General features: G+C 58.5%; 32 protein-coding genes and 1 other RNA gene. 12 read left to right on the top strand and 21 right to left on the bottom strand.

Translation table 11 applies throughout. The annotated features are described in order from the left end of the window. Positions 1–80: 80 nt before the first annotated feature. Positions 81–464, bottom strand: a complete 384-nt coding sequence (gene grcA, locus ACMGF9_RS04855; RefSeq protein WP_004929114.1) for an autonomous glycyl radical cofactor GrcA — start codon at positions 462–464, stop codon at positions 81–83. A 346-nt stretch (positions 465–810) separates the two neighbouring features. Between grcA and ung the strand changes: the two genes are divergently transcribed. Then, on the top strand, positions 811–1,494 hold the full coding sequence (gene ung, locus ACMGF9_RS04850) for a uracil-DNA glycosylase (protein ID WP_004929112.1): 684 nt from the start codon (positions 811–813) through the stop codon (positions 1,492–1,494). 56 nt (positions 1,495–1,550) lie between these two features. On the opposite strand, the gene grpE is transcribed toward ung, so the two are convergent. Then, positions 1,551–2,135 carry a nucleotide exchange factor GrpE gene (gene grpE, locus ACMGF9_RS04845; RefSeq protein ID WP_015378816.1) on the bottom strand — a complete coding sequence of 195 codons (585 nt, stop codon included), beginning with the start codon at positions 2,133–2,135 and terminating at the stop codon, positions 1,551–1,553. Between the two features lie 125 nt (positions 2,136–2,260). Between grpE and nadK the strand changes: the two genes are divergently transcribed. The 3 genes from nadK to bamE all read left to right on the top strand — a co-directional run bounded on the left by nadK (position 2,261) and on the right by bamE (position 5,466). Then, positions 2,261–3,139 (top strand): NAD(+) kinase, encoded by an 879-nt coding sequence (gene nadK, locus ACMGF9_RS04840; RefSeq protein ID WP_118891772.1) that lies wholly within the window; start codon positions 2,261–2,263, stop codon positions 3,137–3,139. A gap of 86 nt (positions 3,140–3,225) precedes the next feature. Then, complete coding sequence (gene recN / locus ACMGF9_RS04835) at positions 3,226–4,887, top strand: DNA repair protein RecN (RefSeq protein WP_004929104.1); 1,662 nt, start codon at positions 3,226–3,228, stop codon at positions 4,885–4,887. 240 nt (positions 4,888–5,127) lie between these two features. After that, complete coding sequence (gene bamE / locus ACMGF9_RS04830) at positions 5,128–5,466, top strand: outer membrane protein assembly factor BamE (RefSeq protein ID WP_004929101.1); 339 nt, start codon at positions 5,128–5,130, stop codon at positions 5,464–5,466. Between the two features lie 118 nt (positions 5,467–5,584). On the opposite strand, the gene ACMGF9_RS04825 is transcribed toward bamE, so the two are convergent. After that, entirely contained in the window at positions 5,585–5,869 is a 285-nt protein-coding gene (locus ACMGF9_RS04825; RefSeq protein WP_004929098.1) for an RnfH family protein, read from the bottom strand. Continuing rightward, a complete protein-coding gene (locus ACMGF9_RS04820) occupies positions 5,862–6,296 on the bottom strand; it encodes a type II toxin-antitoxin system RatA family toxin (RefSeq protein WP_004929096.1) in 435 nt (144 codons plus the stop codon). Before ACMGF9_RS04820 ends, ACMGF9_RS04825 begins: the two co-directional genes overlap by 8 nt. Before the next feature lie 161 nt (positions 6,297–6,457). On the opposite strand from ACMGF9_RS04820, the gene smpB reads away from it, so the two are divergent. Both smpB and ssrA read left to right on the top strand, forming a co-directional pair. After that, positions 6,458–6,940 (top strand): SsrA-binding protein SmpB, encoded by a 483-nt coding sequence (gene smpB / locus ACMGF9_RS04815; RefSeq protein ID WP_004929094.1) that lies wholly within the window; start codon positions 6,458–6,460, stop codon positions 6,938–6,940. A gap of 49 nt (positions 6,941–6,989) precedes the next feature. Next, positions 6,990–7,353, top strand: a transfer-messenger RNA (tmRNA) gene (ssrA, locus tag ACMGF9_RS04810). Positions 7,354–7,487: 134 nt separating this feature from the next. On the opposite strand, the gene ACMGF9_RS04805 is transcribed toward ssrA, so the two are convergent. Genes ACMGF9_RS04805 through ACMGF9_RS04795 form a run of 3 tightly spaced genes read right to left on the bottom strand, consistent with a single transcriptional unit; the run spans position 7,488 to position 9,670 of the window. Next, a complete protein-coding gene (locus ACMGF9_RS04805; protein WP_041036389.1) occupies positions 7,488–8,624 on the bottom strand; it encodes an HlyD family secretion protein in 1,137 nt (378 codons plus the stop codon). Between the two features lie 9 nt (positions 8,625–8,633). After that, complete coding sequence (locus tag ACMGF9_RS04800) at positions 8,634–8,978, bottom strand: DUF3302 domain-containing protein (protein ID WP_015378821.1); 345 nt, start codon at positions 8,976–8,978, stop codon at positions 8,634–8,636. Between the two features lie 38 nt (positions 8,979–9,016). Beyond that, the gene (locus ACMGF9_RS04795) at positions 9,017–9,670 is read right to left on the bottom strand and encodes a DUF3313 domain-containing protein (protein ID WP_015378822.1); all 654 of its coding nucleotides are present in this window, start codon (positions 9,668–9,670) and stop codon (positions 9,017–9,019) included. Positions 9,671–9,805: 135 nt separating this feature from the next. On the opposite strand from ACMGF9_RS04795, the gene ACMGF9_RS04790 reads away from it, so the two are divergent. Next, positions 9,806–10,741: a LysR family transcriptional regulator gene (locus tag ACMGF9_RS04790; protein ID WP_015378823.1), complete on the top strand. Its 936-nt coding sequence runs from the start codon at positions 9,806–9,808 to the stop codon at positions 10,739–10,741. A gap of 56 nt (positions 10,742–10,797) precedes the next feature. Here ACMGF9_RS04790 and ACMGF9_RS04785 read toward each other — a convergent pair whose 3' ends face one another. The 8 genes from ACMGF9_RS04785 to ACMGF9_RS04750 form a co-directional block, all read right to left on the bottom strand. Continuing rightward, the gene (locus ACMGF9_RS04785; RefSeq protein ID WP_414160566.1) at positions 10,798–12,459 is read right to left on the bottom strand and encodes a DUF2534 family protein; all 1,662 of its coding nucleotides are present in this window, start codon (positions 12,457–12,459) and stop codon (positions 10,798–10,800) included. 71 nt (positions 12,460–12,530) lie between these two features. After that, the gene (locus ACMGF9_RS04780) at positions 12,531–12,947 is read right to left on the bottom strand and encodes a DUF2946 domain-containing protein (RefSeq protein ID WP_414160565.1); all 417 of its coding nucleotides are present in this window, start codon (positions 12,945–12,947) and stop codon (positions 12,531–12,533) included. Between the two features lie 153 nt (positions 12,948–13,100). Further along, positions 13,101–13,784 (bottom strand): fimbria/pilus chaperone family protein, encoded by a 684-nt coding sequence (locus ACMGF9_RS04775; protein WP_021504963.1) that lies wholly within the window; start codon positions 13,782–13,784, stop codon positions 13,101–13,103. A 16-nt stretch (positions 13,785–13,800) separates the two neighbouring features. Continuing rightward, a complete protein-coding gene (locus ACMGF9_RS04770) occupies positions 13,801–16,170 on the bottom strand; it encodes a fimbria/pilus outer membrane usher protein (protein ID WP_230199820.1) in 2,370 nt (789 codons plus the stop codon). 81 nt (positions 16,171–16,251) lie between these two features. Then, the gene (locus tag ACMGF9_RS04765; protein WP_021504965.1) at positions 16,252–16,890 is read right to left on the bottom strand and encodes a DUF1120 domain-containing protein; all 639 of its coding nucleotides are present in this window, start codon (positions 16,888–16,890) and stop codon (positions 16,252–16,254) included. 48 nt (positions 16,891–16,938) lie between these two features. Then, positions 16,939–17,580, bottom strand: a complete 642-nt coding sequence (locus ACMGF9_RS04760; RefSeq protein WP_021504966.1) for a DUF1120 domain-containing protein — start codon at positions 17,578–17,580, stop codon at positions 16,939–16,941. Between the two features lie 157 nt (positions 17,581–17,737). Next, complete coding sequence (locus ACMGF9_RS04755) at positions 17,738–18,367, bottom strand: DUF1120 domain-containing protein (protein ID WP_021504967.1); 630 nt, start codon at positions 18,365–18,367, stop codon at positions 17,738–17,740. Positions 18,368–18,925: 558 nt separating this feature from the next. Continuing rightward, positions 18,926–19,378 carry a GNAT family N-acetyltransferase gene (locus tag ACMGF9_RS04750; protein ID WP_079007667.1) on the bottom strand — a complete coding sequence of 151 codons (453 nt, stop codon included), beginning with the start codon at positions 19,376–19,378 and terminating at the stop codon, positions 18,926–18,928. 100 nt (positions 19,379–19,478) lie between these two features. Here ACMGF9_RS04750 and ACMGF9_RS04745 point away from each other — a divergent pair, with 100 nt between their 5' ends. Further along, positions 19,479–20,213, top strand: coding sequence for a class I SAM-dependent methyltransferase (locus ACMGF9_RS04745; RefSeq protein WP_004928990.1), 735 nt, complete (start codon positions 19,479–19,481; stop codon positions 20,211–20,213). A gap of 69 nt (positions 20,214–20,282) precedes the next feature. Here ACMGF9_RS04745 and ACMGF9_RS04740 read toward each other — a convergent pair whose 3' ends face one another. After that, positions 20,283–20,789 carry a DUF1543 domain-containing protein gene (locus ACMGF9_RS04740; RefSeq protein WP_118891764.1) on the bottom strand — a complete coding sequence of 169 codons (507 nt, stop codon included), beginning with the start codon at positions 20,787–20,789 and terminating at the stop codon, positions 20,283–20,285. A 120-nt stretch (positions 20,790–20,909) separates the two neighbouring features. Between ACMGF9_RS04740 and ACMGF9_RS04735 the strand changes: the two genes are divergently transcribed. After that, positions 20,910–21,092: a YodC family protein gene (locus tag ACMGF9_RS04735; RefSeq protein WP_015378856.1), complete on the top strand. Its 183-nt coding sequence runs from the start codon at positions 20,910–20,912 to the stop codon at positions 21,090–21,092. Between the two features lie 34 nt (positions 21,093–21,126). Here the strand turns inward: ACMGF9_RS04735 and ACMGF9_RS04730 are convergent, their stop codons facing one another. Next, a complete protein-coding gene (locus ACMGF9_RS04730; RefSeq protein WP_004928983.1) occupies positions 21,127–21,405 on the bottom strand; it encodes a GNAT family N-acetyltransferase in 279 nt (92 codons plus the stop codon). Next, complete coding sequence (locus ACMGF9_RS04725; protein WP_004928981.1) at positions 21,395–21,637, bottom strand: (4Fe-4S)-binding protein; 243 nt, start codon at positions 21,635–21,637, stop codon at positions 21,395–21,397. Before ACMGF9_RS04725 ends, ACMGF9_RS04730 begins: the two co-directional genes overlap by 11 nt. A gap of 192 nt (positions 21,638–21,829) precedes the next feature. Here ACMGF9_RS04725 and ACMGF9_RS04720 point away from each other — a divergent pair, with 192 nt between their 5' ends. After that, positions 21,830–22,243 (top strand): DoxX family protein, encoded by a 414-nt coding sequence (locus tag ACMGF9_RS04720; RefSeq protein ID WP_004928980.1) that lies wholly within the window; start codon positions 21,830–21,832, stop codon positions 22,241–22,243. Between the two features lie 50 nt (positions 22,244–22,293). Here ACMGF9_RS04720 and smrA read toward each other — a convergent pair whose 3' ends face one another. Continuing rightward, positions 22,294–22,866, bottom strand: a complete 573-nt coding sequence (gene smrA / locus ACMGF9_RS04715; RefSeq protein ID WP_075686641.1) for a DNA endonuclease SmrA — start codon at positions 22,864–22,866, stop codon at positions 22,294–22,296. A gap of 184 nt (positions 22,867–23,050) precedes the next feature. Here smrA and ACMGF9_RS04710 point away from each other — a divergent pair, with 184 nt between their 5' ends. Beyond that, entirely contained in the window at positions 23,051–23,386 is a 336-nt protein-coding gene (locus ACMGF9_RS04710; RefSeq protein WP_004928976.1) for an MbeD/MobD family mobilization/exclusion protein, read from the top strand. 64 nt (positions 23,387–23,450) lie between these two features. Next, complete coding sequence (locus ACMGF9_RS04705; protein WP_025303978.1) at positions 23,451–23,897, top strand: DUF1198 family protein; 447 nt, start codon at positions 23,451–23,453, stop codon at positions 23,895–23,897. A 25-nt stretch (positions 23,898–23,922) separates the two neighbouring features. On the opposite strand, the gene ACMGF9_RS04700 is transcribed toward ACMGF9_RS04705, so the two are convergent. Then, positions 23,923–24,261 carry a DUF2002 family protein gene (locus ACMGF9_RS04700; RefSeq protein WP_004928971.1) on the bottom strand — a complete coding sequence of 113 codons (339 nt, stop codon included), beginning with the start codon at positions 24,259–24,261 and terminating at the stop codon, positions 23,923–23,925. A 102-nt stretch (positions 24,262–24,363) separates the two neighbouring features. Further along, positions 24,364–25,536 carry an MFS transporter gene (locus ACMGF9_RS04695; protein ID WP_414160562.1) on the bottom strand — a complete coding sequence of 391 codons (1,173 nt, stop codon included), beginning with the start codon at positions 25,534–25,536 and terminating at the stop codon, positions 24,364–24,366. Between the last annotated feature and the right edge of the window lie 55 nt (positions 25,537–25,591).

Here is a 25,591-nt window from a genome sequence, read left to right as displayed (position 1 = left end):
GCAAATTGTGATCCACGTTTGGTTTTCGGCCGCCAAACGCAAAAAGGGAGCCGAAGCTCCCTGATTGGCTGCGCCGCAAATTACAGGCTTTCGGTAAAGGTGCGAGCGATAACGTCGCGCTGCTGTTCCGGCGTCAGAGAATTGAAACGCACCGCATAGCCGGACACGCGGATGGTCAGCTGCGGGTATTTTTCCGGATGCTTGACCGCGTCTTCCAGGGTTTCACGGCGCAGCACGTTGACGTTCAGGTGCTGGCCGCCTTCCACACGCACGGTCGGCTGCATTTCCAGCGGCACTTCACGGTATTCGATCTGGCCCAGGTCGCTGACCGCGACAACCTGATCTTCCGCGTAGTTGGCCTTGGCGCACACGCAGCGAGCTTCCGCTTTTTCATCGTCCAGCAGCCAGAAAGAATTCACCAGCGCCTGGTCGTTCGCTTTGGTAATTTGAATACCGGTAATCATTATGTTGCCTCCGTACAAGGGCGTAAAAATTCACATCGTGAGAAAACCCAATCCTGGTTTCGGCCATTTGGTAAAACCATTGTTGTCTTGTTGTTCTGTATACCAGCCTGACCGGGCCAGTTCTTTGATTAAAGTCAATTTTTTCCGGGTAGGCACAGGGCGTGAAGGGGCAAATTTATGTTTTATATCAATTTTCCCGTCGCGCTAAAAAACAATTATTTTTGTAAATTTTCAAAAATAATTGCATTGCAAACGGCGGCGAGAAATGAAAAGCGGGTTTCGCTGCGCGGGCCGACACGGTAAGCTATAGCCCATGAATTGCTAAAGAAAACAAAGGAGAGCGTTTATGGCCACCTCCCTCACCTGGCATGACGTGATCGGCAAAGAGAAAGAGCAGCCCTATTTTGTTGAAACGCTCGCCTTTGTTGCCGCTGAGCGCCAGGCCGGTAAGACCATTTATCCACCGCAGAAAGACGTGTTTAACGCGTTCCGCTTTACCGAGCTGGCGGACGTCAAAGTCGTCATCCTCGGCCAGGATCCCTACCACGGCCCCAATCAGGCGCACGGTCTCTCTTTCTCGGTGCGCCCCGGCGTGCCGGCGCCGCCGTCGCTGGTGAATATGTATAAAGAACTGGCAACCGACATTCCCGGTTTCGAACGCCCGGATCACGGCTACCTGCAAAGCTGGGCCGAACAGGGGGTACTGCTGCTCAACACCGTGCTGACGGTGGAAGGCGGCCGCGCGCACTCGCACGCCAATTTGGGCTGGGAAACCTTTACCGATAAAGTGATCGCCGCCCTGAACGAGAACCGCGAAGGCGTGGTGTTCCTGCTGTGGGGCTCGCACGCGCAGAAGAAAGGCAACTTTATCGACCGCAACCGCCACCATGTGCTGAAAGCGCCACACCCATCGCCGCTTTCCGCCCACCGCGGTTTCCTCGGCTGCCGCCACTTCTCGCAGGCCAATCAGCTGCTGGAGCAGCAAGGGCTCACGCCGATCGACTGGATGCCGCGTCTGCCGCAGGCGTAGCCCAGAGACAAAAAAGGCACCCTCGGGTGCCTTTCTTTATGCCGTTGCCGGGGCGATTACGCCTTGGCTTTGGAGACCGCGACCATCGCCGGACGCAGCAGGCGGCCGTTCAGCGTATAGCCTTTCTGCATCACCATCATCACGTGGTTCGGCTGGTGATCGGTAGATTCCATCATGCTCATCGCCTGATGCACTTCCGGGTTGAACGGCACGTTGACGTCGCCGACGATTTCGATGCCGTACTTGCGCACCACGTCCAGCAGCGATTTCAGCGTCAGCTCGATGCCTTCGATCATCGCGGCCAGTTCCGGATTGTTTTTATCCGCCAGATCCAGCGCGCGCTCCAGGTTGTCGATCACCGGCAGCAGATCGCCGGAGAATTTCTCCAGGGCGAACTTGTGCGCTTTCTCGACGTCCAGTTCGGCGCGGCGACGGATGTTCTCCGCTTCCGCTTTGGCGCGCAGCAGGCTGTCGCGCTCGTGCTGCTGAGCTTCCGCCAGTTGGGCTTCCAGTTCGGCGATACGCGCATCGCGCAGATCGACGCCTTCCGCCGCTTCCGGCAGCGTATCCTCGTGATGAGCGTGTTGTTCCATTTCTTCCGAGACTTGCTCGTTTGGCGTCTTCTGTTCTTTACTACTCATGAATATCTCCGCGTTTTAGCATTAATCTCGCAACTTGGCTTATTATGGGGATCAAAACCGGGGTTTCAAGTCAACCGGTCACAATGTGGGGCATAAACGGATCCCGGTGAGGAAAATCACAGCAAATGAATAAAAAATTCACCTGTATTGGCATTGTTGGCCACCCGCGTCACCCTTCAGCGCTGGCAACCCACGAGATGCTGTTCCACTGGCTGGTCGCCCGCGGCTATTCGGTGATGGTCGAACGCCAAATCGCCCATGATTTGGGGCTGAAAGACGCCGTGACCGGCAGCCTGGCGGATATCGGCCAGCGGGCCGACCTGGCGGTGGTGGTCGGCGGCGACGGTAACATGCTCGGCGCCGCGCGCGTGCTGGCGCGCTACGACATCAAGGTGATCGGAGTCAACCGCGGCAACCTTGGCTTCCTTACCGATCTCGATCCCGACAACGCTCTGCAGCAGCTGGCGGACGTGCTGGAAGGCGAGTACATCGACGAACAGCGTTTCCTACTGGAAACCATCGTGCATAAAGAGCACCAGCAGTGCCGCATCAGCACCGCCATCAACGAAGTGGTGCTGCACCCCGGCAAAGTGGCGCACATGATCGAATTCGAGGTGTACATCGACGATCGCTTCGCCTTCTCACAGCGCTCCGACGGCCTGATCATCGCCACCCCGACCGGTTCCACCGCCTACTCGCTCTCCGCCGGCGGGCCGATCCTCACCCCGTCGCTGGAGGCGATCGCGCTGGTGCCGATGTTCCCGCATACCCTCTCCGCCCGGCCGCTGGTGATCAACGGCGACAGCACCATCCGCCTGAAGTTTTCGCAGATCGGCAGCGATCTGGAGATCAGCTGCGACAGCCAGATCGCGCTGCCGATCCAGGAAGGCGAAGAAGTGCTGATCCGCCGCAGCAACTTCCATCTGAACCTGATTCACCCGAAGGACTACAGCTATTTCAACACGTTAAGCACCAAGTTGGGCTGGTCGAAAAAATTGTTCTAAAATCTGCGTCGGCCACTTTACTGTATATAAAACCAGTTTATACTGTATGAAACTACAGTTATGTGTTTATACACAGGAAGGTTCCCATGCTGGCGCAATTAACCATCAGCAACTTTGCTATCGTTCGTGAGTTGGAAATCGATTTTCAACCGGGCATGACGGCGATCACCGGTGAAACCGGCGCCGGCAAATCCATCGCTATCGATGCGCTGGGGCTGTGCCTCGGCAACCGCGCCGACGGCAACGTGGTGCGCCTGGGAGCCGCCCGCGCCGATATCTGCGCCCGCTTCTCGCTGGCGGACACCCCGTCCGCGCGCGAATGGCTGGAGCAGAACCAGCTGGACGACAGCAACGAATGCCTGCTGCGGCGGGTGATCAACGCCGACGGCCGTTCGCGCGGCTTTATCAACGGCACCGCCGTGCCGCTGTCGCAGCTGCGCGAGCTGGGGCAACGCCTGATTCAAATCCACGGTCAACACGCCCATCAGCTGCTGCTCAAGCCGGAGCACCAAAAAGCGCTGCTCGACGCCTACGCCGACGAACCCGCCCTGCTGGCGGCGATGAGCCAGGCCTACCAACGCTGGCATCAGAGCTGCCGCGAGCTGGCGCACCATCAACAGCAGTCCATCGAGCGCGAAGCGCGCAAGCAGCTGCTGCAATACCAATTGAAAGAGCTGAACGAATTCGCGCCGCAGGCCGGCGAGTTCGAGCAGACCGACGCCGAGTACAAGCGCCTGGCCAACAGCGGCCAGCTGCTGACCCTCAGCCAGCAGACGCTGCAGCTGCTGGCCGACAGCGACGAGAACAACATGCTCAGCCAGCTTTACAGCGCCAAACACCTGCTGCTTGAGCTGGCCGGGTTGGACGATAAGCTCAGCGGCCTGCTGGACATGCTGGAAGAGGCCTCTATCCAGATCAGCGAAGCCAGCGACGAGCTGCGCCATTACGCCGATCGCATGGATCTTGATCCCAACCGCCTGCACGAGCTGGAACAACGCCTGTCGCGCCAAATCAGCCTGGCGCGCAAACATCAGGTCGCGCCGGAGGAGCTGCCGCAGCTGCATCAGCAGTTGCTGGATGAACAGCAGTTGCTGTCTCAACAGGAAAGCGATCATGAACACCTGAACGAGGCGGTCACCCTGCATCACCAGCAGGCGCTGGCGCTGGCGGAAGAGCTGCACCAGAAACGCCTGCACTACGCCGCCGAGCTGACCACGCTCATTACCGACAGCATGCAGGCCCTCTCCATGCCGCACGGCAAATTCAACATCGACGTGCGTTTCGAACCGCAGCATCTGAGCGCCGAAGGGGCCAGCCGTACCGAGTTCTGCGTCTCCACCAACCCGGGGCAGCCGCTGCAGCCGCTGGCGAAAGTCGCCTCCGGCGGCGAGCTGTCGCGCATCGCGCTGGCCATTCAGGTGATCACCGCCCGCAAGATGGAAACCCCGGCGCTGATCTTCGATGAGGTGGACGTGGGCATCAGCGGCCCAACCGCCGCCATCGTCGGCCGCCTGCTGCGCCAGCTCGGCGAATCCACCCAGGTGATGTGCGTCACCCACCTGCCGCAGGTGGCCGGATGCGGGCATCAGCACCTGTTCGTCAGCAAGCAGACCGACGGCACGGTTACCGAAACCCAGATGGCGCCGCTGGATAAACGCGCCCGGCTGCAGGAGCTGGCGCGCCTGCTCGGCGGCAGCGAAGTCACCCGCAATACGCTGGCCAACGCCAAAGAACTGCTGGCCGCATAAAAAAGCTCAACTTTTTCACTTTCCTGCGGTCTGACAGTGACGCTGTTGGCCCGAGAAATATCTAAAGTGCGGTGCGGCGGTGATCCAAAGCCATCTCAACGGCCTGAAAAAGGCCAAGCGCTTGAGGTGCTAAAGGAAAGCCAATGCGTCGCAACGTGAAAGATGAAGGGTATAAAGGTTTCCAACTGCCGCAAGGTCTATTATCATCGGCATCCTATGCCCTAAAGGAATGTGATTACTATGCGCTGTAAAACGCTGACTGCCGCCGCTGTAGTTCTTGTGATGCTGACTGCAGGCTGTTCTACTTTTGAAAAGGTGGTTTATCGTCCTGACATCAACCAGGGGAACTACCTGACGTCGACCGACGTGGCGAAAATCCAGAAAGGGATGACCCAACAACAGGTCGCTTACACATTGGGTACCCCAATGCTGCAAGACCCGTTCGGAACGCAAACGTGGTTCTATGTGTTCCGCCAGCAGCCTGGCCATGAAGACATCACCCAGCAGACGCTGACGCTGACCTTCGACAGCGCAGGCGTGTTGACCGACATCCAGAACAAACCGGCGCTGACCAAGTAATCGGTGCCGCCCGCTCTTCCGGCCCATGAGGGGGCATGATGTTCCTCATGACAGTCGCAGGCTGCAACGCGGAAGAAAAAGTCAGCTTCAGATAAAAAAATAAGGCGCTATAAGCGCCTTATTTTTTTGCCTTTTCTGCCCGTTGCCGGCGCAGCTCTTTCGGATCGGCTATCAAGGGCCGGTAGATCTCCACCCGGTCGCCGTCGTTCAGCGTATCGCCCAGCTTGGCCGGGCGGCTGTAGATGCCGATTTTGTTGCTCTTGAGATCGATATCCTGGCGCAGCTCCAGCAGGCCCGAAGCCTGGATCGCCTGCTCGACGCTGCTGCCCTCGGCCAGCTTCACCTTGCGCAGGTACTGCCGCTCCGGCAAGGCGTACACCACCTCGACCTGGATGTCAGACACTGTAGACCTCTTTCGCCCGCTGGGTGAATGCCTGCACCATGCTGCCCGCCAGCTCTTTGAACACCTTGCCGAACGCCAGCTCAATCAGTTTGTTGGTGAACTCGAAGTCCAGGTGCAGCTCCACCTTGCAGGCCTCTTCGCTCAGCGGCGTGAACTGCCAGCCGCCCATCAGCTTGCGGAACGGGCCATCAACCAGCTGCATATTGATGCTCTGGTTATCCAGCAGCGTATTGCGCGTGGTGAAGGTCTTGCTGATACCGGCCTTGGCGACGTCCACCGCGGCGGTCATCTCGTTGGAGGTAGCGTTAAGCACCCGGCTGCCGGTGCAGCCTGGCAGAAAATCGGGGTAAGAATGAACATCGTTAACCAACTGATACATCTGCTCGGCGCTGAACGGCACTAATGCAGACCGACTGATCTGGGGCATATCATTTCCTGTAAGACATAAAACGTACAGATAATACCATTTATCTGGCGGCAAACAAAAAATCTGCTACGGGATGAGGGCACCAAAAATGCGAAAAATTGCGCAGGTGCTGAACGGGAAAGGATTTCTTTCGCTGAAGCATCCAGTATAATGAACGCACTATGACAAAGAAAAAAGCACACAAACCCGGTTCCGCCACCATTGCCCAAAACAAGCGCGCACGTTTCGAATACTTCATTGAAGAAGAGTTCGAGGCGGGCCTGTCGCTGCAAGGGTGGGAAGTTAAATCGCTGCGTGCAGGCAAAGCCAACCTCAGCGACAGCTACGTGACGTTCCGTGACGGTGAAGCCTACCTGTTTGGCGCCACCATCACCCCGCTCAACGTGGCTTCGTCGCATGTGGTGTGCGATCCGACGCGTACCCGTAAACTGCTGCTGAACCGACGCGAGCTGGACACCCTGCTCGGCCGCGTCAACCGCGAAGGTTACACCGTGGTGGCCTTGTCCCTGTATTGGAAAAATGCCTGGAGCAAGATCAAGATCGGCGTAGCCAAAGGCAAGAAAGAGCACGACAAACGCGATGACATCAAAGATCGCGAATGGCAGACGGCGAAAGCCCGTATCATGAAGCACGCCAATCGTTAAGCCGCTGGCTTATCGAGGTAAACTTCTGGTATACTGCACAAAGTTACTTGGGGCTGATTCTGGATTCGACGGGATTTGCGAAGCCCTAGGAGCATGCCGAGGGGCGGTTGGCCTCGTAAAAAGCCGCAAAAAAATAGTCGCAAACGACGAAAACTACGCTTTAGCAGCTTAATACCCTGCTTAGAGCCCTCTCTCCCTAGCCTCCGCTCTTAGGACGGGGATCAAGAGAGGTCAAACCCAAAAGAGATCGCGTGGACGTCCTGCCTGGGGCCGAAGCGTTAAACTCAATCAGGCTAGTCTGTCAGTAGCGTGTCCATCCGCAGCTGGCCGGCGAATGTAAAGATTGGACTAAGCATGTAGTGCCGACGGTGTAGTAATTTCGGACGCGGGTTCAACTCCCGCCAGCTCCACCAAATACGTCGCCAGTGAACCAGATAGACCCGGCGATAATAGCGAAAAAGCCCACAACTTCGGTTGCGGGCTTTTTTGTTTTTGTCGTATTCCGAAGGCTCGCCCCTTGGCCCGGGCTGTTCCGGGCCAATGCGGGCTAGTGATCCAGATAGAGGTAATGCAGCCAGCTGGTCATGCGCAGCAGCACTTTGCGCATCACGGAGACGTGCTCGAAGTGCCCGGTATAGACCGCCGCCTGGGCGCTCACGCCGTCGGGCAAGTGAGCCAGATCCGGGTTGGCTGCCAGATCGATCATTACGTACACCCCTTCCCGCCCTGGCGTGGCGCTCAGGCCCTGCAGTGCGCCGCTGGCCTGGTAGCTGCCGTCCGGTATCGCCGGCAACACCCGGCTCACGGTGCCGCCATAAACCTGTCCCGGCAAGCCGTTAAACACCACCTCAGCCTGATCCCCCTGCGCCAGGCGCAAGATGGCGTTCTGGCGGAATACCGCCACCACCTGGCGCTTTTGCTGCGGGATAAAGATCATCACCGGTTTGAACGGCAAGCGCACCGCCGCCGTGCCCGGCCGCGCCAGCACCTGCGTGACATAGCCATCGCTCGGCGCACGCACCACCGTTTGTTCCAGGTTGTAACGAGCTTCGGCTATTTGCGATTTCAGGCTGGCTATCGTGGCGTCTTCGCCGTCATAGCGCCCGGACAACCGCGCCTGTTCCTGTTGGAACTGGGCTTTCGCCGCCTGCAGTGCGGCGGATTGCGCCTGGTACTGTTGCTGCGCATGGCTGACGTCCTGCTCCGAAAACGGATTGACTGGCATGGCCGCCCCTTTCGCGTAGCGCTGGTAATCCTTACGGGCACGCTCGTATTCCGCGTTCGCCCGCTGCACGTTGGCGGCGGACTCGCTAAGCGCCGCCCGGCGCGTTCTGATCTCCGCCTCCGCCCCGGCCAGATCCGCCTCCAGCCTGGTGAGCCGCGCGCGGTAACGGCTGTCGTCGAGACGGAACAGCACCTCGCCCTTGCGCAGCAGCACGTTGGTTTTCTCCGTCACTTCAACGATCATGCCCGAGACCTGCGGCACCATCGGCACCGACACGGCAATTTTCTGCGCCCGATCGCTGTACGGATGGTTGTAGTTCATCGTCAGAATCAACGCACCGACGATAACGATCCCGCCGAGTACGGCGGTCGGCACGGTCCATTTGTTGACCGGAATGCGGAACAGTTTAAATACGCCGTAGCTCAGCGCCACGTAGCTGAGAATAATGAGCAAATCCATAGGCTACGCTCAACTTACCGTGGGGCCGGGAACCGCCGTCGGCTTTTCCTGCAGGCGTTGTAATTCGGTTTCGAGCAGTGCGATGCGCGCCTGCAGATCCGTTGAGGATTCCGTTCTTTCACTCATGCCCCAGCCGCGTTCCGGCCGATAGAGCGTCGCCCAGATCCACAGCAGTGGCCAAATGGCGTGTAGCGTAAACAGGCTGACCCAACCGGCAACGTGAATCGCATCCTGATGCGGGTGCCGGCGCTTTTTCGCCAGCAAATAAGGAATGTCATGAATAATAATGACGCCGTAGAATAATATCAGGAATACCGCAATCAGTACGCCTAAAGCAAAATAGTTAAGAAACATGTAAAGTCCTGGTTGAGAATAATGGAAATAAATAATCTCTATAGCGTGTTATATTGTCTGATGTCGTTGGCGATGGTATCGATGGCGTTCTTCACGTCGGTGACTTTCAGCTGTGCTTTCTCATTATTAAGATTTTCTCCCGAAGCCTTACGTACCACTTTAATCACTGGCTGATTGGTCGCGGCATCGATAAACTCGCCTTCCATATAGACCGCGCTCTCCATAGTACGGTGCCCGGTTACGCTTTGCGTCGCGGCGATCAGCAGCGTGATTGGCAAGACTTCATAGACCTGCAGCCCTTTCTTCTGCGTGTCGATCGCTGTGATGGCGCCGCGGAAAATCAGGGTATGCTCGCGCGGCATGTCCACCAGCGTAAAGTGGGTGCCCATCGCCTGCTTAAACTGCTGGTTGGTGTAATTCAGGATATTGTCGAGCGCGCGTTGACTCACCATTTCGCTCGGTTTCGGCCGCGGGAAATAGATCATCGGTTGATAAACCAAATATTGATAACGGGAAAAATCGACGCTCTGATCTTTCCAATATAAAACGTCTTTGCCGGACGCGGATTGACCTTTATTGATATCGTCATAATTGGTCAGAAAGGTCGAGTATTTTTCTTTTTCGGTCACGGCGGACGAGCACGCGGCCAGTAATAACAGCGCAGGTAAAATAACCGCTCTTGTCACTTTCATTGACGGATTTCTCTTTATTTTTGTGGATAGCAAATAATCAAATCGAATGATACCCACCCACCCGTGATAAGTCATATGACAATGCCGCCAAAGGTGTATATCATTTTTGATATACAAATTCATGCGAGCCGGCCAGTGAAAGAGAAAGACTTCCGCATTGAAGAACTCAGGATTGTCCGCGTCATTGCCGAAACGGCGAGCGTCAGCAAAGCGGCGCAGCTGTTGGATATGCCGCAGTCTAACGTGTCGCGCGCCCTCACCGCGCTGGAGCGACGGCTCGGGCTGGAACTGTTCCTGCGCAGCCCGCGTGCGCTGGCGCTGACCGAGTTCGGCGAACAATTCTTGCGCCGCGCCGCACTGCTGCTGGACGAGCATAGCGATCTGCTCGATATGTCCGGCACCTATAAGCGCAGCCTGAGCGGCATGGTCACGCTCGGCGCGCCGATCGGTATCCACGCGTTCCTGGCCAGCTATTTGCTGCCGCCGGTGCTGCATGCCGCACCGGAACTGACGGTCGATCTGGTGACCCGCAATCCCGATGAACGCGAAAAAAAGTATGGTGCGGTGTTCGACAGCGACTGCGATTTGCTGATCAGCTTCTTCCAGCCGCAAAACGAAAGCCTGATCGCCAGGCCCTTTACCCGTTTTCGCGTCGGGCTGTTCGCCGCGCCGGATTACATCGCCCGCTCGCCGCTGAATGAGCTGGATGAACTGTCGCAGCATCGCTGCATTACCTTGCGCATGCTGGGCGGCATTCGCAATACCTGGAGCGGCTACAGTGCGCAGGGGGAGTTGGTGCAGGTCGAGATCAACGGCGCCAGCGTCTGTGATAACATTCTGCCGGCGATCGAGCTGGCCAAACAGGGCCTGGGCATCGTCTACGCCCCATATTATTCCGTCGCCGCCGAGCTCGATGCCGGCACTCTTCTGCCCTGCCTGGCGCGCGAGCGCGGCATCGATATGCAGGCCTACCTGATCTACCGCCGGCGCGGCGTGTTGCCGCACCGCGTGCAGGTGACGATGGACAGCATCATGGAAAGCGTCAAACTGCACGCACACCGGCTGATATAGCCAAAAAAAAACCCCGCCACAGCGGGGTTTAACGCATCACATCAGCGCAAAATACCTCACCGCCCCTCTTTTTCCCCCAGGAAGAAATACCACAGCGGAATGGAAAGCAGCAGGGTGAACACCAGCGTATACAGCAGCACCATCAGGCTCTGCATGATCACCATCTGGGCGCTCCAGGCGCCGATCGGCAGCTGAAACTGCTCGACGGTGCCGCCGAGGATCGCCCGGCCCATCACGCAACCAACCACCACCGCGACCGTCGCCACCGCCGCGCGGAACTTGCGCACCTCGGCGCGGCGGGCGGCCGCTTCTGGCGTTTCATCCCGCAAGCCTTGCCGCTGGCCGCGCCAGCGCCATACGTCCACCAGCAACAACGCCGCGAGGCTCACGCCCATCACCGGCAGACAATAACCCAGCGCCGCTGCCACCAGCAGCGTAACGGCGCGCGCCGGCAGGGAAAGCGCCAGCCAGGCGGCAATCAGCGTATGCACCGGATGCTGCGCCCCCGCCGCCGGGCGGCGGATCCACCACATGCGGTAACCCAGCGCAATCATCAGGCACAGCCCGAGGCCGAACGCCGCCAGCAGCAGCTGATTCGGCAAGCCGAACAGAATGCCCATGTGGGCGTCGATGCCCCAACGGGTCAGCTTGGCGATGAGCGGGAAGGTGTCGAACCGCACCTGGTCGACGACGGCGAAGCTCTGCGGCGCGATGGCGACCGCGTCCACCTGCGTTGGCCAACTGCGATCCACTTCGGTCACCGTCCAGGCTTTGCCCTCGCCTTTCGGCTGGCGCAGCTCTATCTTGGCGGCATCGATCCCGGCGGCGCGCGCGGCATGCAGCGCCCGATCCCAATCACCGTTCAGCGCATTGGCCTGTGCGGCAGGGTTCATCTTCATGCCAGGCATCATCCCGCGGTGCTCGGCGTGCGGATCGGCCGGCGTCTGCGGCGCATCGGCCTGCAGGCTGGCGTTGACCTGCGGCGTTAGCCAGCCCAGGTTGGCCCGCAGCGCGTCGATGTTGCCGCCGGCCCACTGCGACCAGGTCAGCCCGGTGGCCGAGAAGAACAGCAGCCCGGCCAGCAGCGCTACGCCCAGCGTGATATGCCACTGCCGATTGGCGGCGAAACGCCCTTTTGCCCTTTTCAGCTTGCGCTTCGGCCGCGTCGCCAGCCACAGCGCCACGCCGCCCAGCGCGGCCACCCACAGCCAGGAAGCCGCCAGCTCGCTGTAGTTGCGGCCCAGATCGCCAAGCAGCAGGCTGCTGTGCAGCTTGTCCAGCCAGGTGCGCAGCGGCAGTACGCCGGAGGTGCCGTACACCGTCATGTCGCCCTTGATCGCCAACGTGTAAGGATCGACAAACAGCGCGCGCGACTCGGAAGCGCCCAGATCGGCACTCACGAACTGCACGCGAGTGGTGTCCGTTGCGCTGGGCGCCGGGCGCACGGCGTAAATGCGCGCCTCGGCACCCGCCTCACGGCGGGCAGCCGCGATCTGATCAGCCAGCGATCTCGCCTGCCCGTGCGGTTCGGTGAAAAGCGCATCGCGATACTGCGCCTCTTCAAGCTGCGGGGTCAGCACATACAGCGTGCCGGTCAGTGCGGCGGCCAGAATAAAAGGGGCAACCAGCAGGCCGATATAGAAATGCAGCCGTCTGATCAGGTTCAGCATCGCGCCACGCGGCGATGCGGCAGGTGGAGTTTTGGTTATTGAAGACATGGCCTTTCTCGTTTTTCAAACTGTGCGCGCAGGCAAACCGTCCGCAGCGATACGAACGGCGTTACCCATGATCAAGCATTAGGGAAAAACGGCTGGCCGGGCGGCCCGCGCGGGCTCGGCCGCAGAGTAAGGCGCCGAAGGGGCGGGGGGACGATGCGCGGCGCGCAAGGCAGGCGCGCGATGCGCGTCATCAGCCACAGCAGCGGGACGAATGCCCACAGCAGCAGCGGCACGTGGATCAGCAGCTCGCAATAGCCGCAGAAGATCATCTCTGCCGGATCCATGCCATGGTGGCCGGCATGTTCGGCGGCGGGCATCGCCATCCCATGCATGTCATGCGGCATGGCGGCTGCCGGCTGCGCCATGCCGCCCATCATCTGATGGTGCATCAGCGATTTCGACACCACCGGCGCAACAAACAGCAACAGCACCGCCATAATGGCGATGCAGGCGGTAAAGCGTTGCGGTAGCTGGCGTGGCACTCTCATCGCGGCGGCGAATTAACCCGGTCGGTGGCGAACAAGCGGCCAGTGTAACCCGCTCTACCTCCGGGGTGAACGAAAAAACGTTTCATTTCTCGCGGCATTCACCATGCCTAACTACATCTCTTGCTTATGCAAGGCGTCTGATTTTCATCCAAATCACTTCACCGTCAGCGTCACCGCATCCTGCTTGAAGCCATAGCGGCTCAGCGGCGTGATGACAACCGACGTCGGCTGCCCTTCCACCGCCAGCGTCTGCGTCTCGCCCGCCATCAGGTAGTAGTTCTCCAGCGTCACCACCTTGCCCGACGGCTGCAACGTCAGCTGCGGCGCCAGCCGCACCACGTGCAACCCGCCGTTGGTGAGCGTCAGCCGACCGGCTCCTGCGCTCAACCGCAGGTCGTCCCACGGCGTCTTGCTCACCGCCACCGCTTTCGGCTGCAGAATCAGCCCGATGCTCTGCCGTACCGGCATCCGCGCGCTGTTGTCCACCGCCTGCCCTATCCCCTCGAACGACGCCTTCAGCATCACCTCGTGCGGCAGCGCCGTACCCGGCTTCAGCACAAAGTTCACCTGCTGGCTCTGCCCCGCCTCGATGCGCGCTATCGGCGGCGACAGCAGCACCGCCTTGCTGAACCCTTTGCCATCCAAATCCTCCACCTTCGTCGCCAGCAATATCGGCTCCGACGAGCTGTTCCTGATGCTGAAGCTCACCCGCCCCGGGTTCTCCTCCAGCACGATGCCCATGCTCTCCAGCTGAAACGACGCCCCGGCGGAATGCGCCAGCCCCAGCGTCAACCACAGCCCGCCCAGCAGTTGCGCCAGTCTCCGTTTTATCGTCATGATTGCTCCTCTCTTCTCATCCATTATCGGACGAGCCGCCCGCCGCACGGCAGACGCCATCGCCCTCTTCGTACAACACCGACGGGTCGAACGCCGCCGGCACCGCGTAACTCACCACGCATTCGTTCATGTTCAGACGCCGCACCCGCAGCGCCTTGCCGATATCGTCGTTCACCAGCATCAGGTTACCCTCGCCTATCAGCGTGCCCAGCAGCTGCCCCCGCTCGTCGTGCACCGACGCCCCGGTCGGCAGCAGCGCGCCGCTCTCATCCCGCAGGGTCAGCAGCAGCTGGCGCACTTCGGTCACCCGAAAACGCCGCTCCGCCACAGTGCCGCGTGCCAGCTCAAGCGCCGCATCCGTGCTGTCCAGCCGTAGGTTCAGCGGTAGCGACAACGTATCGACCTGAGCACGCAGCGGCATGTAGGGCATCAGCACCGGCAGCAGCGCGTCACCGGCGAAATCCGTGACGCCATTGCCGCTGCCCGATATTTTCACACCGGACTGTCCTGGCACCTTCATCACCGCGAAGGTGTCGCCGATGCGCTGCGGCGACGTCACCCAGGTGCCGTTGGCCACCCCCAGCCCTCCCGACGACGACAGCGACAGCGATGTGCTACCTTGCCCGCTGCGCGAGGCGCCCAACCCAAGCCGGGTATAGGGCGTCTCGCCGTTCAGGTTGCCGGCGCTCTGATAGTCACCGTCCGCGTCCCGCGTCACGTCCAGATAGCCATTGAGCCGTTCGCTCAACGGCCCCTGCCAACTGCCGCCCAACGTCATTTGCTTGTTACGCCGCGCCTGCAACCGGCTGCTAACGCTGCCCGCCCCCCAAGGCAGACTCAACCCGGCATAGACCGCAGCACGATCATAAGCGGAAGACTGTAGGTTAACGCTTAACGTCGCCCGCCCCAGGCTCGCACCATATGCCAGTGCATGCGTCCAGCTGCGCCGGCTGCCGCGGTAATAGCGTTCATGCGACAGTGAGTAAGCCAGCACGCCGGCGTTCAGGGCTCGCCAGGAAAGTGCCAGCCCGCCGCTGTAGCGCAACCGTGCCGTCTCTGCCTCTACTGAGGACGGGTTTAGCAGCCCTTCGTCCGCCTCCCGGAAGCCTTCCGTGCGGTACTGTGACGACAGAGACAGCGCCAGACTCCGCCCCATAGCCACCTGCCCTTGGGTCTCCAGCTGCGCGCCAGGCTGCCGGCCACGGGTGAAAATAGCACTGCCCGATAACCAGTTGCCGCCGTCGTCTCCCAAACTGCCCTGCCAGCCCAGTCGTTTATAGGTATGAGCCAACAAACCGCCCACCGTTATCTGCCCCTGGCCGAGACGGAACGCCTTCTCCCCCAGCAGCAGCGCTGGCGGCGATGTCCCATAATGGTCGCCCCCGTAGGGCTGATAACGCCCTGCCGCCAAACGATAGCCGCCCGAGCGATCCGCTGGATCGCCTGTATCGGGCGTGACCGTAAAGCGTTGCCGCCGCCCGTCGGTTTCGATAACGGTGACCTCTGCCTCCACCCCGGCCATCACCGGCCCCAACTCGCTCAGCGAAAACGGCCCGGCTGGTAGCAGGGTGCGGAATATCAGTTGCCCGTGCTGTTTGACCTCTAACGTCGCCGGGTTCACAACGCTGCCCTGCAGCGGCACTGTCAGTGCAGCGTTGTGTCCTCCGATATCCACGGACGCCAGTTGCCCACCGCTCAGCGGCACGTTACCACTTAGTACGCCGCCGGCACTGAATTCGCCGAGCTGCACAAACGCACCCCAGCCAGGAAAATCTTTGCTCGCCGAGGTTTCGTACACCTCGAGCCGGCTACCGTTCTCGTCGTTGCTGTAGCTCGAACGGTTGCGCAGTACCCAGTTGCTGAGGTTGATGCCCGGCTCCAGCATCGCCTGCAGCGTCTGCTGATTGCCGTAGCGCCCCTGGCGGCGGTTGGCGTAAAGATCGTAGTTCAGCAGCAGCGCATGGCCACCTGACTGCTCGGTACGCAATTTATCCGGGTCGAACGCCACCTCCGGCAGGGTTATTTCCACCCGAAAGGCGCCGGGAAATACCCTCACCACCGCCTGCGGCCAATACGTCTCAAGACGTTCGCAGCGGCCTGGAGGCGACGCAACCCGTAAACGCAGCGTCTGTGCTAGCCGTTCATCCAGGCATAACTCACCTTCAGAGTCGAAGCGCACCTCCTCCTGGTAGCGCTGCGCCGCGTTGACCTCCAGCATCACCCGGTGTACGCCCGGCAAAAACCGAGCGGTATTGAAAAAGGCAGCGATGTCCGCGTTATACCCCAGTTGCGCCAGGGTTTTGACATCGAATCCGGAGGCAGCAGTTTTCGTCATCGGCCAGACCAACAGAAACAGCAGTGCCGATGCGCTTTGCCTGATAGACACGTCATCTTCTCTGGGTTAATTCAGGGAGTGATAGATTCAGAAAAAGGGGGAGAGAGCTCCCCCTGCGCTATCTATCCGGTATTACAGCCCGAAGCCGAACTCCAGCGTGGTAGACCCATCCAGACTAACGTCTTCACTCACCCCGCCGTGCATATCGCCGCTTTTGGCCAGGAAGGCTTCAACCAACAGCTGAGCGGTGAAGTTTTTACCGATAGCTAACGTATTGCCTGAAGCTGAGGCCCAACCCACACGCTTACCGTGCTCAAGATTAACCACGGTTTGAGGTGAAGTGATCGACGTGTCTGAAGTAACGAACAATCTGCCAGTCACCCCATCAATCTGAGGGAAATAGGCCTGAATCGAATAGAACCCCAGCTTACCGGTAGTATTGACGTTACCGAGGCCAAAGGTTTTTCCTGTCTCACTGGCGCTGCCCAGACGGTTGTCGATAACGTTAAAAGTCATCGGTGTTTCAGCATCGCATTTCACCTCCATGGTACTGCCGCCTTTAACTCCCAGGCTAACCGGCTTGTCCTTGCTGATTCTCGTATGGCTGATGCTGCCATAATCGAAAATGCCCTCGTTAGGGAGTTTGACCTCACAGGTCGGCGCTATCAGTTCACCCACTACTTTAATTTCCGCGCTCGGGCCGGCGGCCAAACTCCCCCCGGTAACAAGCAGCGTGGCAGCTACCATCATGCGCAACGCAATTTTATTCATTAGTCGACATCCTTATATCGCTACAATCCAAATAACTTTTTCAGGCACTCAGATGCCGTACGCAAAATTAAGGGTGGAAGATCCATCCAGTTTTACGCTATCGGTAATAGGACCGTTCATGTCTTTAGAAGAAGCCAAATAAGGTTCAACCTCCAGCATTACGGAGAAGAGTCTTCCGCTGTTTTGAACATTACCCGACTTTGCCCAACCCGTGACGTTGTTTTTATCGACATAGGCCGAACTGACGGTAGAGAATGTCGTGGCGCCTTTCTGAACGCTGTACAGTGCTGAAGAAACGCCGTTAACTGCGGCATTAAGGGCATTGACTTTATAATAACCGAGTTTGCCGGAGCCATTGACACCACCCAGGCCAAAGTTGGCGCTGCCCGTTACGCTGGCAGTGCCTTCGCGGTTATCGACCACGGTGAAATTCAGAAAGGTTTCGGCTTCACAGTCAACGACCAACTGTTTTTGCGATTTAGCCAGCGCGGTGGCTGTCGTGGAGCTCACCAACGCATTGGACAGCTTGCCAAGATCGAAAACGCCATCGTTAACAATGGATACCTGACAAGACGGTACCGCCATTTGCCCTTTGACCTTCAGCTCTGGTGACATAGATGCCGCAGAAACCTGATTCGCCATCATCAAGACTGCGGCGATGCTTGCAGAGATTACTGTTTTTTTCATCATGAATATCCATACTCATAGTTAATATTATCCTGTTCAAAAAAGATGGCAGGATGTTAAACGAGGATAAATCCCCTCTTGCTCAATCAAATTCGTTGTCTTCACCCGCACAGGCGTAAAAACCAGGTATGAATTTGACACTGCGCATTTATTGCTTTATTCAGAGCCCAAAAACAAAATTCAACGTTACCGAACCGTCCAGCTCCACTTTATCGGCAGTGGGAATGTCGGCAGCCAGAACCGGCGTCACCGAAATATCCATGGTATAAGTACGACCAAAGGCTCGCGTCGAATCCGCCAGCAACCAATCGGTACGCTCACCGGAAATCAACGCCACTTCGCTACCTGGTGAAGTCCCGGCCGCATTATGTGCGCGCAAAGCTGCCGGAACACTGTTCACCGTAGAGCGAGACAGGCCCAACATAAAATACCCAATGGAGTTCCCATCGGACGCATTCCCCAGCCCGAAACGACTCAGGTCCGACCCGTTGCGGCTGGCAGAGCGGTTATCCATCGGAATGAGCGCCAGGTAAGCATCGCCCTCACAGCGCACCTGCCAGGTTTGTTTCAAGGCCGGCAATCTCTGTACCTTCCCCCGGGGGCCTTCCCGCACGGTGCCAAAATCATAAACGCCATCGTTACCGGCAATAACAGTGCATCCTGAATGCTTTATTTTCCCAGACACTTTCAACTCAGCAGCAGGCGCGGCAATAAGTTGACCGGGAAAAAACATCAACAGGCTAAATACGCTTATTGGCCATAATTTATTTTGCAACAGTCTCTTTTTCATCACAGTGTGGTTTCCGTTCCCATTAGTCCATACCCTTTTAATCACACAAACCATTGACGAAATAAATACTTATTCATTCCAATGCGGAGGCGAAAAAAACATTCTCTCATTAGAGAGTCATCAATTTATTTTTCGAGGTACAGCTCAGTCGCGTCGTTTTCGCCACCGATACAGTAAGCGCTAATCTAGCGTCCCAGAACGGGGATTAAAATATAAACCTAAACACCATCAGAAATTCAGAACATAAGGTAAAAAAAATAGGTAAAAATAGATAAAAAGACATGAGAACAGAAAAAAAACAACAATACAGCAGACAAACACCCATGATAATTATGCATAATTACCCAGCACAGATGTCAGTTAATGACATAAACAAAGCATTAAACTCAAATGAAATAACCAAGATGAATCTTTTCATTAATTTCAATACAATAGCGAATAATATACCGTCAGTCAGACGCTCCCAATTCAGATTCAAAGAAAAAACGGCTCGCTTCTCCGCGTGCCGTTTTTTCCGTTGCAGATAATAAGCTGAATCTTGGTAAACAGCGGATCTGTTTACAGCACCCGCGAATAGACCCGCGAGGCCTCGCCCCAGGGGTGATAGCCGAGCCCGTTATAAACGAAACCGCTGCGCTCGTAGTAACCCTCCAGATCGGTGCACAGGTGCAGCTGCGGGAAGCCCAACCGGCGAGTTTCCGCCGCCACATGCTCAATCAGCTTGGCGCCGCAGCCCCGGCCGCGCTGCGTTTCCTCTACGTAGAGCGCACACAGCCAGGGATACAGCTCACCGCGGCTGATAAAGTCGTTGGTAATCAGCCCCGCACAGCCGAGGATCTGGTCATTTTCCATCAGCAGGTACCACTGCGGCAGCGGGTTGGCGGCGCCGAGGCTGCGGTTGATAGCGTCTTCATACATCATCAGCGTCTCTGCCGTGGCCCAGTGCCGCTGAAAATATGCAATGGCGCGCGGCGCCAGCTCGGGCGCTTGCCGCACCGAAATCATGTCCATCGTCATTCCCGTTATTCATGTTGTCAGCGTAGAATTATGCAGCAATATGCAGAGTATGGCAGCGGCATTCCGCCGCCGTCATTCATCCCAAGGAGTCATCATGACGCAAAACATCTATGACAATCAGGCCTTCTTCGACGGCTACGCGCAGCTCAGCCGCTCGCAGCACGGCCTGGACGGCGCGCCGGAATGGCCCGCCATCCGCCGCATCCTGCCGGACTTGCAGGGCAAAAGCGTGGTCGATCTCGGCTGCGGCTACGGCTGGTTTTGCCGCAGCGCGCGCGAACAGGGCGCAGCCAGCGTGCTGGGGCTGGACGTCTCGGAAAAGATGCTGGCCAAGGCGCGGGAGATGACCGCCGACGCGGGCATCGAGTACCGCCGGCAAGATTTGGCGCAGCTGCAACTGCCGCCGGAAAGTTACGATCTGGTCTACAGCTCGCTGACGCTGCACTACCTCGAGGATCTGGCCGCGCTGTTCGCCACGGTTTACGCCGCGCTGAAACCCGGCGGGCAGTTCATCTTCACCGCCGAGCACCCGATCTACACCGCCCCGGCGCAGCAGGGCTGGCTGACCGACGGCAACGGGCAGAAATCCTGGCCGGTCAACGGCTACCAGCGGGAAGGCCAGCGCGTCTCCAACTGGCTGGCGGAAGGCGTCATCAAGCAGCACCGCACGCTCGGCAGCTATATCAACCCGCTGGCGCAGCAAGGATTTATCATCCAGCATTTGAACGAATGGGGCCCCAGCGCGCAGCAAATCGCCGCTACCCCGGCGCTGGACGAAGAGCAGGAACGCCCGATGATCTTCATTCTCGCCGCCCGCAAACCCGCCTGATGCTTGCCTGATTCACCTGCAGTACACCATTAACACCGCCAAATTTGGGGAGGCCGCCTTCCCCCAACGTTACTCACCAATCGGCAGATACCCCTGCCACAGCGGCCGGGCCGGTTTGCCGTGCGGGTTGGCCCGCAGATGAACGTGATAACCCTGCAGCGCCTGCAGCAGCAGGCAGTCGTCCACCTCGGCCAGGTCATCCTTGTGCTGCTGCGCGCTATCGGTCAGCAGCACTCGTTTGGCTTTGTCTTTCGCCTCGCCGGCAGAGCGCGCCACAAACAGGCCGAACTGGTGCAGTTCCGCCAGCTCATCGCTGCGGTAACCGCCCACGTTAACGAAAAACAGCTTCTCTTCACCGGCGAACGGCGCAGGCTCCAGGCTCACGTCGTAACCGTCCGCCCAGTCGATGCGCGCATAACCGTCGACATGCACCTTGCGCTTATCGCCGAACCACTTTTCGCGCAGCAGCGGATACGCCTCATCCGGCCGATCCGCCGCCGCGAACTGCACGTCGTGCAACTCAATATTGGCGCCCGGTGCCGTACCGCCCACATAAAACATCAATAATCCCGGCATGTTAGTCTGCTCTCCCTGGTGATAAACGCTGTATAATTTAATGCATAACGAAACATCTGCCAACGGTAGCGCCATTCTGTGTTATCAATAGGTGAGGTTTAATCTGTTGTGGAGGAACGCATGGCATTCAATATCGGTGATTTTGTACAACGCACCACCGGCGGCCCAAAGATGACCGTGGTGGCGATCGATGGCGAAACCCTGGTTTGCAGCTGGAATGAACTGGGTAAAGAGCAGCGCACGGAGGTGCAGGCCAGCGAGGTGGCGCTGTACCATGAAGACGGCGATTTCGGCGTCTGCTGAACGCTCGGGGCGCGCGCCGCGCCCCGTTATCGCCTCAGGCGCGAATGTCCTGATAGGCTGGCGTGGTATCAAATTCATGCTTGGCGAACGGGCACAGCGGAATGATTTTACGCTGCTCAGCGCGCATTTTCTCCACCACCAGCGCCACCAGCTTTTTGCCGACGCCCTGCCCCTTCAATGACTCATCCACCCAGGTGTGATCGATAATGGTCAGCTTGTCGCCGCTCGGCACGAAAGAGATCTCGGCGATCAGCTTGCCTTGCTCATCATTGATATAAAAACGCTTGTCGTCTGCCAAGATTTTATGATCCATATGATTTCTCCCTATATTTAAGTGCGCCGCTGGGGCAGCTGTCGATAACGCGTTTCACCTCGGCCGGCTCGGCATTGTCCGGCATAATCCACGGGCGGCGATTCAGGGTAAAAATAGCCGCGTTGCCATGCACGCAGTTGGCGGAATGGCGGCAAACTGCACTGTTAAAATAAACGTCAATCTTATCACCGGAATAACGGCGGTAACCGGCGGCGGTCAATTCCTCATCCATCATGGCCTCACATTGCCTGTTTTATTGTTTTTGCTCCAGAGTCAAGTATAGGCAATACTGCCGGCTTCACCACGCGTCTCGCCCATCGAAAAAAGTGGCGCAACCGCCCGTCGCCGCTAGAAAAAAACGTAAATTGTTCTAATCTTTATACAGTAAGACAACATAATTCCGACAGTGGCTAAGGAGTTCGAAATGGGTGATAGCTCAAAAGACGGCGTAATTCTGCTGTCCCGCATATTGCTGATGATTCTGTTTATCATTTTCGGTTGGATGAAACTGGTCAACTTCGGTGCGACCGTCACGGCGATGGAAGGTTACGGCACGCCGATGCCTTATTTGGCGGCGATCGTTGCCGTGGTGGTGGAGTTTATTTTCGGCATCGCGCTTATTCTCGGCCTGTTTACTCGCCCTATCGCGGTCATTTTCGCCCTCTATGTTTTGGGCACCGCGTTTATCGGCCATCCATTCTGGAAAATGACCGGTATGGAAATGATGGGCAACGAAATCAACTTCTTTAAAAACATCAGCATCATTGGTGGTTTGCTGTTGCTGGCGGTGACCGGCGCCGGCCGTTATTCGCTGGACTATAAAATATTTAATAAATAATTCATCGATGGCCGGCGATATTCGCCGGCCATTTTATTTCGGCAATCCTTTCAACGGCTGCGCTTGGCGTGGCGCTCAAAGTTTTCCGCCCTGGCCTGCGCCGATTTACGCAGCGTGACGTAGCAGGCGCCCTCGCCGCCGTCGCGCGGTAAGGCGCGGCAAAACGCCTGCACCTGTTCAAACTGCGCCAGCCATTTGGCGACGTAACTGCGCACGATATTCGGATGGCTGTCGTTCTGCCGCCCATGGCCATGCACGATCAGCAGCGAACGCAGGTTTTGCGCCTCCGCCTGCACGATGAAGCGAAACAGCGCCTGCCGGCTGGCTTCAACCGGCTGACGCAGCAGGTTCAGCGACGCCTGCGGCGGGTAACGCCCGTTGCGCAGCTTGTCCAGCACGCCCTGCTGAATGCCTTCCCCTTTGAACTCCAGCGGCTGTTCGCAGGGGATCACCTCGAGAAAATCGGTGCTGAGGAAGTTTTCCTGCCGCAGCCGCTGTGCTTCGCGCCGCGCGCTTTTGTCCACCGTCTCCTGCGGCCGGAGGTGCAACGTCTGCCGCCCGTTCGCCAGCGGCACCACGTCCGCCATCGCCTGTTCAAAAAAGTCTTTTTCCTGCTCGCTCATGTTCCACCTCTCTTGAACGGCAGCCTTTACGGCCGGGAATGGGGTCGATTGTAAGACGCCTTGCCACGGTTGCAAGCCGGGAATTGTCAGTGGCATGTGTCTCATTTGTCGTCAACGGGTGAGCTTGCGAACAGTTTTCGCTATACTGCTAAGCCATCATTGAGTGCCGCAAAGGATCGAGCCCATGACAATGCGCGAGCTGGAAATCCAGTTTCAAAATGCGATGAATGAGTTGCAGAGCAGCTTCGAACGGCAACACCGCGAATGGCAGCAGAGCTACCAGGCGCTGCAGCAACTGCTGGAAGAAGCCAAACAGCGCGAAGCCGCGCTGCGGGCGCAGAATGAACAACTGGCGCGCAAACTGAGCACCGCCAGTTCGGTGCCGGAACAACATGCGCTGGTGAAGCAGATCAAAATGCTTGGCGCCCATCTCGACGCGTTGGCCAAAGACGCGGCCACCTTTAACCACCATCTGCGCCAGCAGAGCGCGGTCGGTAATTTCAGCGGCGAACAGCATTGATAGCGGGCGCTGTCGCACAGCGCCTCTCCCTCTTCTGGCGTATTGAGAGTGTAATAAAGCCTAAATGACCTGGATCATCCTCGCCGCCCTGATCGTCGTATTTATTATCGGTTACCGCATTCTGACGTCCGACACCCGCAAAGCCATCGATTCGCTGGCCCATCTGCTGAGGGTCAAACCGATGCTGATCGAATCGATGATCCAGGAAATGGGCGGCCGCCAAAGCCAGACCTTTATCCGCATGCTGAACAACGGCTACACCGAAGAGATGCACCAGGCCGCTTACCTGCTGTTCATCTATCTGACGTTCATCAAACAGGCGGACGACGAACAGATTGCCCTGTGGCGCGACGTGCTGCTGCGCGCCGGGCTGTCGCCGGAGCTGCACGCCGAGCACACCGAAGCGGCGCTGTTTTACTTCGCCGAGCTGGATATCGATGCATTTGAACTGGCGCAGTTCCGCCGCGCCTACAATGAGCGTTTCAACCGCGAAGCGTTGGCCCACGGCTGATCGCGTCCCCCGGGCGGGGGACCGATTACAGGAACATGCTGTAGAGGTAGCGCGACAGCGCTTCGCGCGAGCTGAAGCCGTGTGCGATGCCGTAACGCAGGTTCGGGGCGTCGCTGCTTAAATCCAGGGGAAACTCCAGATACTGCTCGCTGGTGCGCACCGGAGAGGTCGGCGTGGCGAAATGCACGCTTCTCTCTTTCAACGCCGGGTGGATCACCAATGCGGTTCTGCCCATCCGCGCTTCGCGATTCACATACACATAATGCGTACCCTTGCGGTAGCCATAGGCCTGATCGGTGACATAATCACGCTCAAAGCCGGTATTCTCCAACACTTTAGCCACTTCATCCGGCCGTAAATACATCGATTCCTCCTCTCATTCTGGACCGCTGAGCGACCTTACCGTAATCATTCACCGAAACAACGATTTTCTGGGGAGGAATCCGGGTTTCGGACTATTCCTGAATCAGCGCCGGTTGCGCTGCAGCAGACGCAGGGTGAGCAGCACCCCGATCGCCACCAGCAGTGCCGCCGCCAGATAGATCGACGGCACGCCCGCTTGCCCAATCAGCAGCCCGGCCAGCGGGCCGGTGATGCCCAACGCCAGGTCGAGGAACGCCGAATAAGTGCCGAGCGCCGTGCCCTGGTTCTGCGGCGGCACCTGTTTCACCGCCTCAACGCCCAGCGCCGGGAACACCAGCGAAAAACCGGCGCCGGCCAGCAACGCGCCGGTTTGCACCATCCAGGGTTCGCCGGCCTGCCAGATCAACAGCAGCCCGACGATCTCGACCAGAAACGATGCCAGCGTCACCTTCAACCCGCCGTGGCGGTTGATGACGTTGCTGAAGATCAGGCGGATGCCGACGAAGGCGCAGCTGAACAGCGTCAGCGAAAACGCCGCGCCGCTCCAGCCCTTGTCGGCGTAGTAAAGGGTGATGAACGTGGCGATGACGCCGAAGCCGACGGTGCCCATCGCCAGCCCGAGACCATAGGCCCAGATGCGGCCGAACACCGCGCTGAAGGCGATGCGCTGCCCGGCGGCGATCGAGACGTCCGGCTTGCCGCTCGCCAACAGCAGCGCCACCGCGACCGCCAGCACGATCAGCGCCGCCACTCCGGCCAAGCCCCACTGCTGATTCAGGTACACGCCGAGCGGCGCGCCGGCCGCCATCGCCCCGTAGGTGGCGACGCCGTTCCAGGAAATCACCCGTGCGGTGTGCATCGCCCCGACCCGGCCGATGCCCCACAGCGTGGAACCGGTGCTGGCGAAGCTTTCGCCGACGCCGAGAAACACCCGCCCCACGCACAGCAACAGCAGGCTGAGCCACGGATAACCGTCAACGCCAAACGCCAGCGCGTAAAACAGCCCGCTGGCGCCGCAGCACGCCAGGCCGAACAGCACCACCTTCTTCGGCCCCAGCTGATCGGCGTAGCGCCCGGCATGCGGGCGGCTGAACAGCGTGGCGAAGTACTGCGCGCTAATGATAAGGCCCGCCAGCACCGAGTTGTAGCCCAGGTGGTCATGCACAAATCCCGGCAGCACCGCCAGCGGCAGGCCGATGGTCAGATAGCAGACGAAGGTGAACATCACCACGGACAGAATGCGTCGGTTCAGCTGGAAGTTATTTTCTGCGGTCATCGAAGGTGGCTCGCATCGGACGAGGTAGACGAAGCCCTCCAGCATACCCCGATGA

The sequence above is a fragment of the Serratia sp. BNK-23 genome, from assembly GCF_047456145.1.
Classification (GTDB): Bacteria; Pseudomonadota; Gammaproteobacteria; order Enterobacterales; family Enterobacteriaceae; genus Serratia; species Serratia nematodiphila.
The sequence above is the reverse complement of the archived record's forward strand: the minus strand, read 5'-3'. Positions and strand labels throughout refer to the sequence as shown.

Coding starts and splice junctions, on each gene's coding strand:
- grcA (WP_004929114.1), bottom strand. CDS start 464: ATGATTACCGGTATTCAAATTACCAAAGCGAACGACCAGGCGCTGGTG.
- ung (WP_004929112.1), top strand. CDS start 811: ATGGCCACCTCCCTCACCTGGCATGACGTGATCGGCAAAGAGAAAGAG.
- grpE (WP_015378816.1), bottom strand. CDS start 2,135: ATGAGTAGTAAAGAACAGAAGACGCCAAACGAGCAAGTCTCGGAAGAA.
- nadK (WP_118891772.1), top strand. CDS start 2,261: ATGAATAAAAAATTCACCTGTATTGGCATTGTTGGCCACCCGCGTCAC.
- recN (WP_004929104.1), top strand. CDS start 3,226: ATGCTGGCGCAATTAACCATCAGCAACTTTGCTATCGTTCGTGAGTTG.
- bamE (WP_004929101.1), top strand. CDS start 5,128: ATGCGCTGTAAAACGCTGACTGCCGCCGCTGTAGTTCTTGTGATGCTG.
- ACMGF9_RS04820 (WP_004929096.1), bottom strand. CDS start 6,296: ATGCCCCAGATCAGTCGGTCTGCATTAGTGCCGTTCAGCGCCGAGCAG.
- smpB (WP_004929094.1), top strand. CDS start 6,458: ATGACAAAGAAAAAAGCACACAAACCCGGTTCCGCCACCATTGCCCAA.
- ACMGF9_RS04805 (WP_041036389.1), bottom strand. CDS start 8,624: ATGGATTTGCTCATTATTCTCAGCTACGTGGCGCTGAGCTACGGCGTA.
- ACMGF9_RS04800 (WP_015378821.1), bottom strand. CDS start 8,978: ATGTTTCTTAACTATTTTGCTTTAGGCGTACTGATTGCGGTATTCCTG.
- ACMGF9_RS04795 (WP_015378822.1), bottom strand. CDS start 9,670: ATGAAAGTGACAAGAGCGGTTATTTTACCTGCGCTGTTATTACTGGCC.
- ACMGF9_RS04785 (WP_414160566.1), bottom strand. CDS start 12,459: ATGTCTTCAATAACCAAAACTCCACCTGCCGCATCGCCGCGTGGCGCG.
- ACMGF9_RS04780 (WP_414160565.1), bottom strand. CDS start 12,947: ATGAGAGTGCCACGCCAGCTACCGCAACGCTTTACCGCCTGCATCGCC.
- ACMGF9_RS04775 (WP_021504963.1), bottom strand. CDS start 13,784: ATGACGATAAAACGGAGACTGGCGCAACTGCTGGGCGGGCTGTGGTTG.
- ACMGF9_RS04765 (WP_021504965.1), bottom strand. CDS start 16,890: ATGAATAAAATTGCGTTGCGCATGATGGTAGCTGCCACGCTGCTTGTT.
- ACMGF9_RS04760 (WP_021504966.1), bottom strand. CDS start 17,580: ATGATGAAAAAAACAGTAATCTCTGCAAGCATCGCCGCAGTCTTGATG.
- ACMGF9_RS04755 (WP_021504967.1), bottom strand. CDS start 18,367: ATGAAAAAGAGACTGTTGCAAAATAAATTATGGCCAATAAGCGTATTT.
- ACMGF9_RS04750 (WP_079007667.1), bottom strand. CDS start 19,378: ATGGACATGATTTCGGTGCGGCAAGCGCCCGAGCTGGCGCCGCGCGCC.
- ACMGF9_RS04745 (WP_004928990.1), top strand. CDS start 19,479: ATGACGCAAAACATCTATGACAATCAGGCCTTCTTCGACGGCTACGCG.
- ACMGF9_RS04740 (WP_118891764.1), bottom strand. CDS start 20,789: ATGCCGGGATTATTGATGTTTTATGTGGGCGGTACGGCACCGGGCGCC.
- ACMGF9_RS04735 (WP_015378856.1), top strand. CDS start 20,910: ATGGCATTCAATATCGGTGATTTTGTACAACGCACCACCGGCGGCCCA.
- ACMGF9_RS04730 (WP_004928983.1), bottom strand. CDS start 21,405: ATGGATCATAAAATCTTGGCAGACGACAAGCGTTTTTATATCAATGAT.
- ACMGF9_RS04725 (WP_004928981.1), bottom strand. CDS start 21,637: ATGGATGAGGAATTGACCGCCGCCGGTTACCGCCGTTATTCCGGTGAT.
- ACMGF9_RS04720 (WP_004928980.1), top strand. CDS start 21,830: ATGGGTGATAGCTCAAAAGACGGCGTAATTCTGCTGTCCCGCATATTG.
- smrA (WP_075686641.1), bottom strand. CDS start 22,866: ATGAGCGAGCAGGAAAAAGACTTTTTTGAACAGGCGATGGCGGACGTG.
- ACMGF9_RS04710 (WP_004928976.1), top strand. CDS start 23,051: ATGACAATGCGCGAGCTGGAAATCCAGTTTCAAAATGCGATGAATGAG.
- ACMGF9_RS04705 (WP_025303978.1), top strand. CDS start 23,451: ATGACCTGGATCATCCTCGCCGCCCTGATCGTCGTATTTATTATCGGT.
- ACMGF9_RS04700 (WP_004928971.1), bottom strand. CDS start 24,261: ATGTATTTACGGCCGGATGAAGTGGCTAAAGTGTTGGAGAATACCGGC.
- ACMGF9_RS04695 (WP_414160562.1), bottom strand. CDS start 25,536: ATGACCGCAGAAAATAACTTCCAGCTGAACCGACGCATTCTGTCCGTG.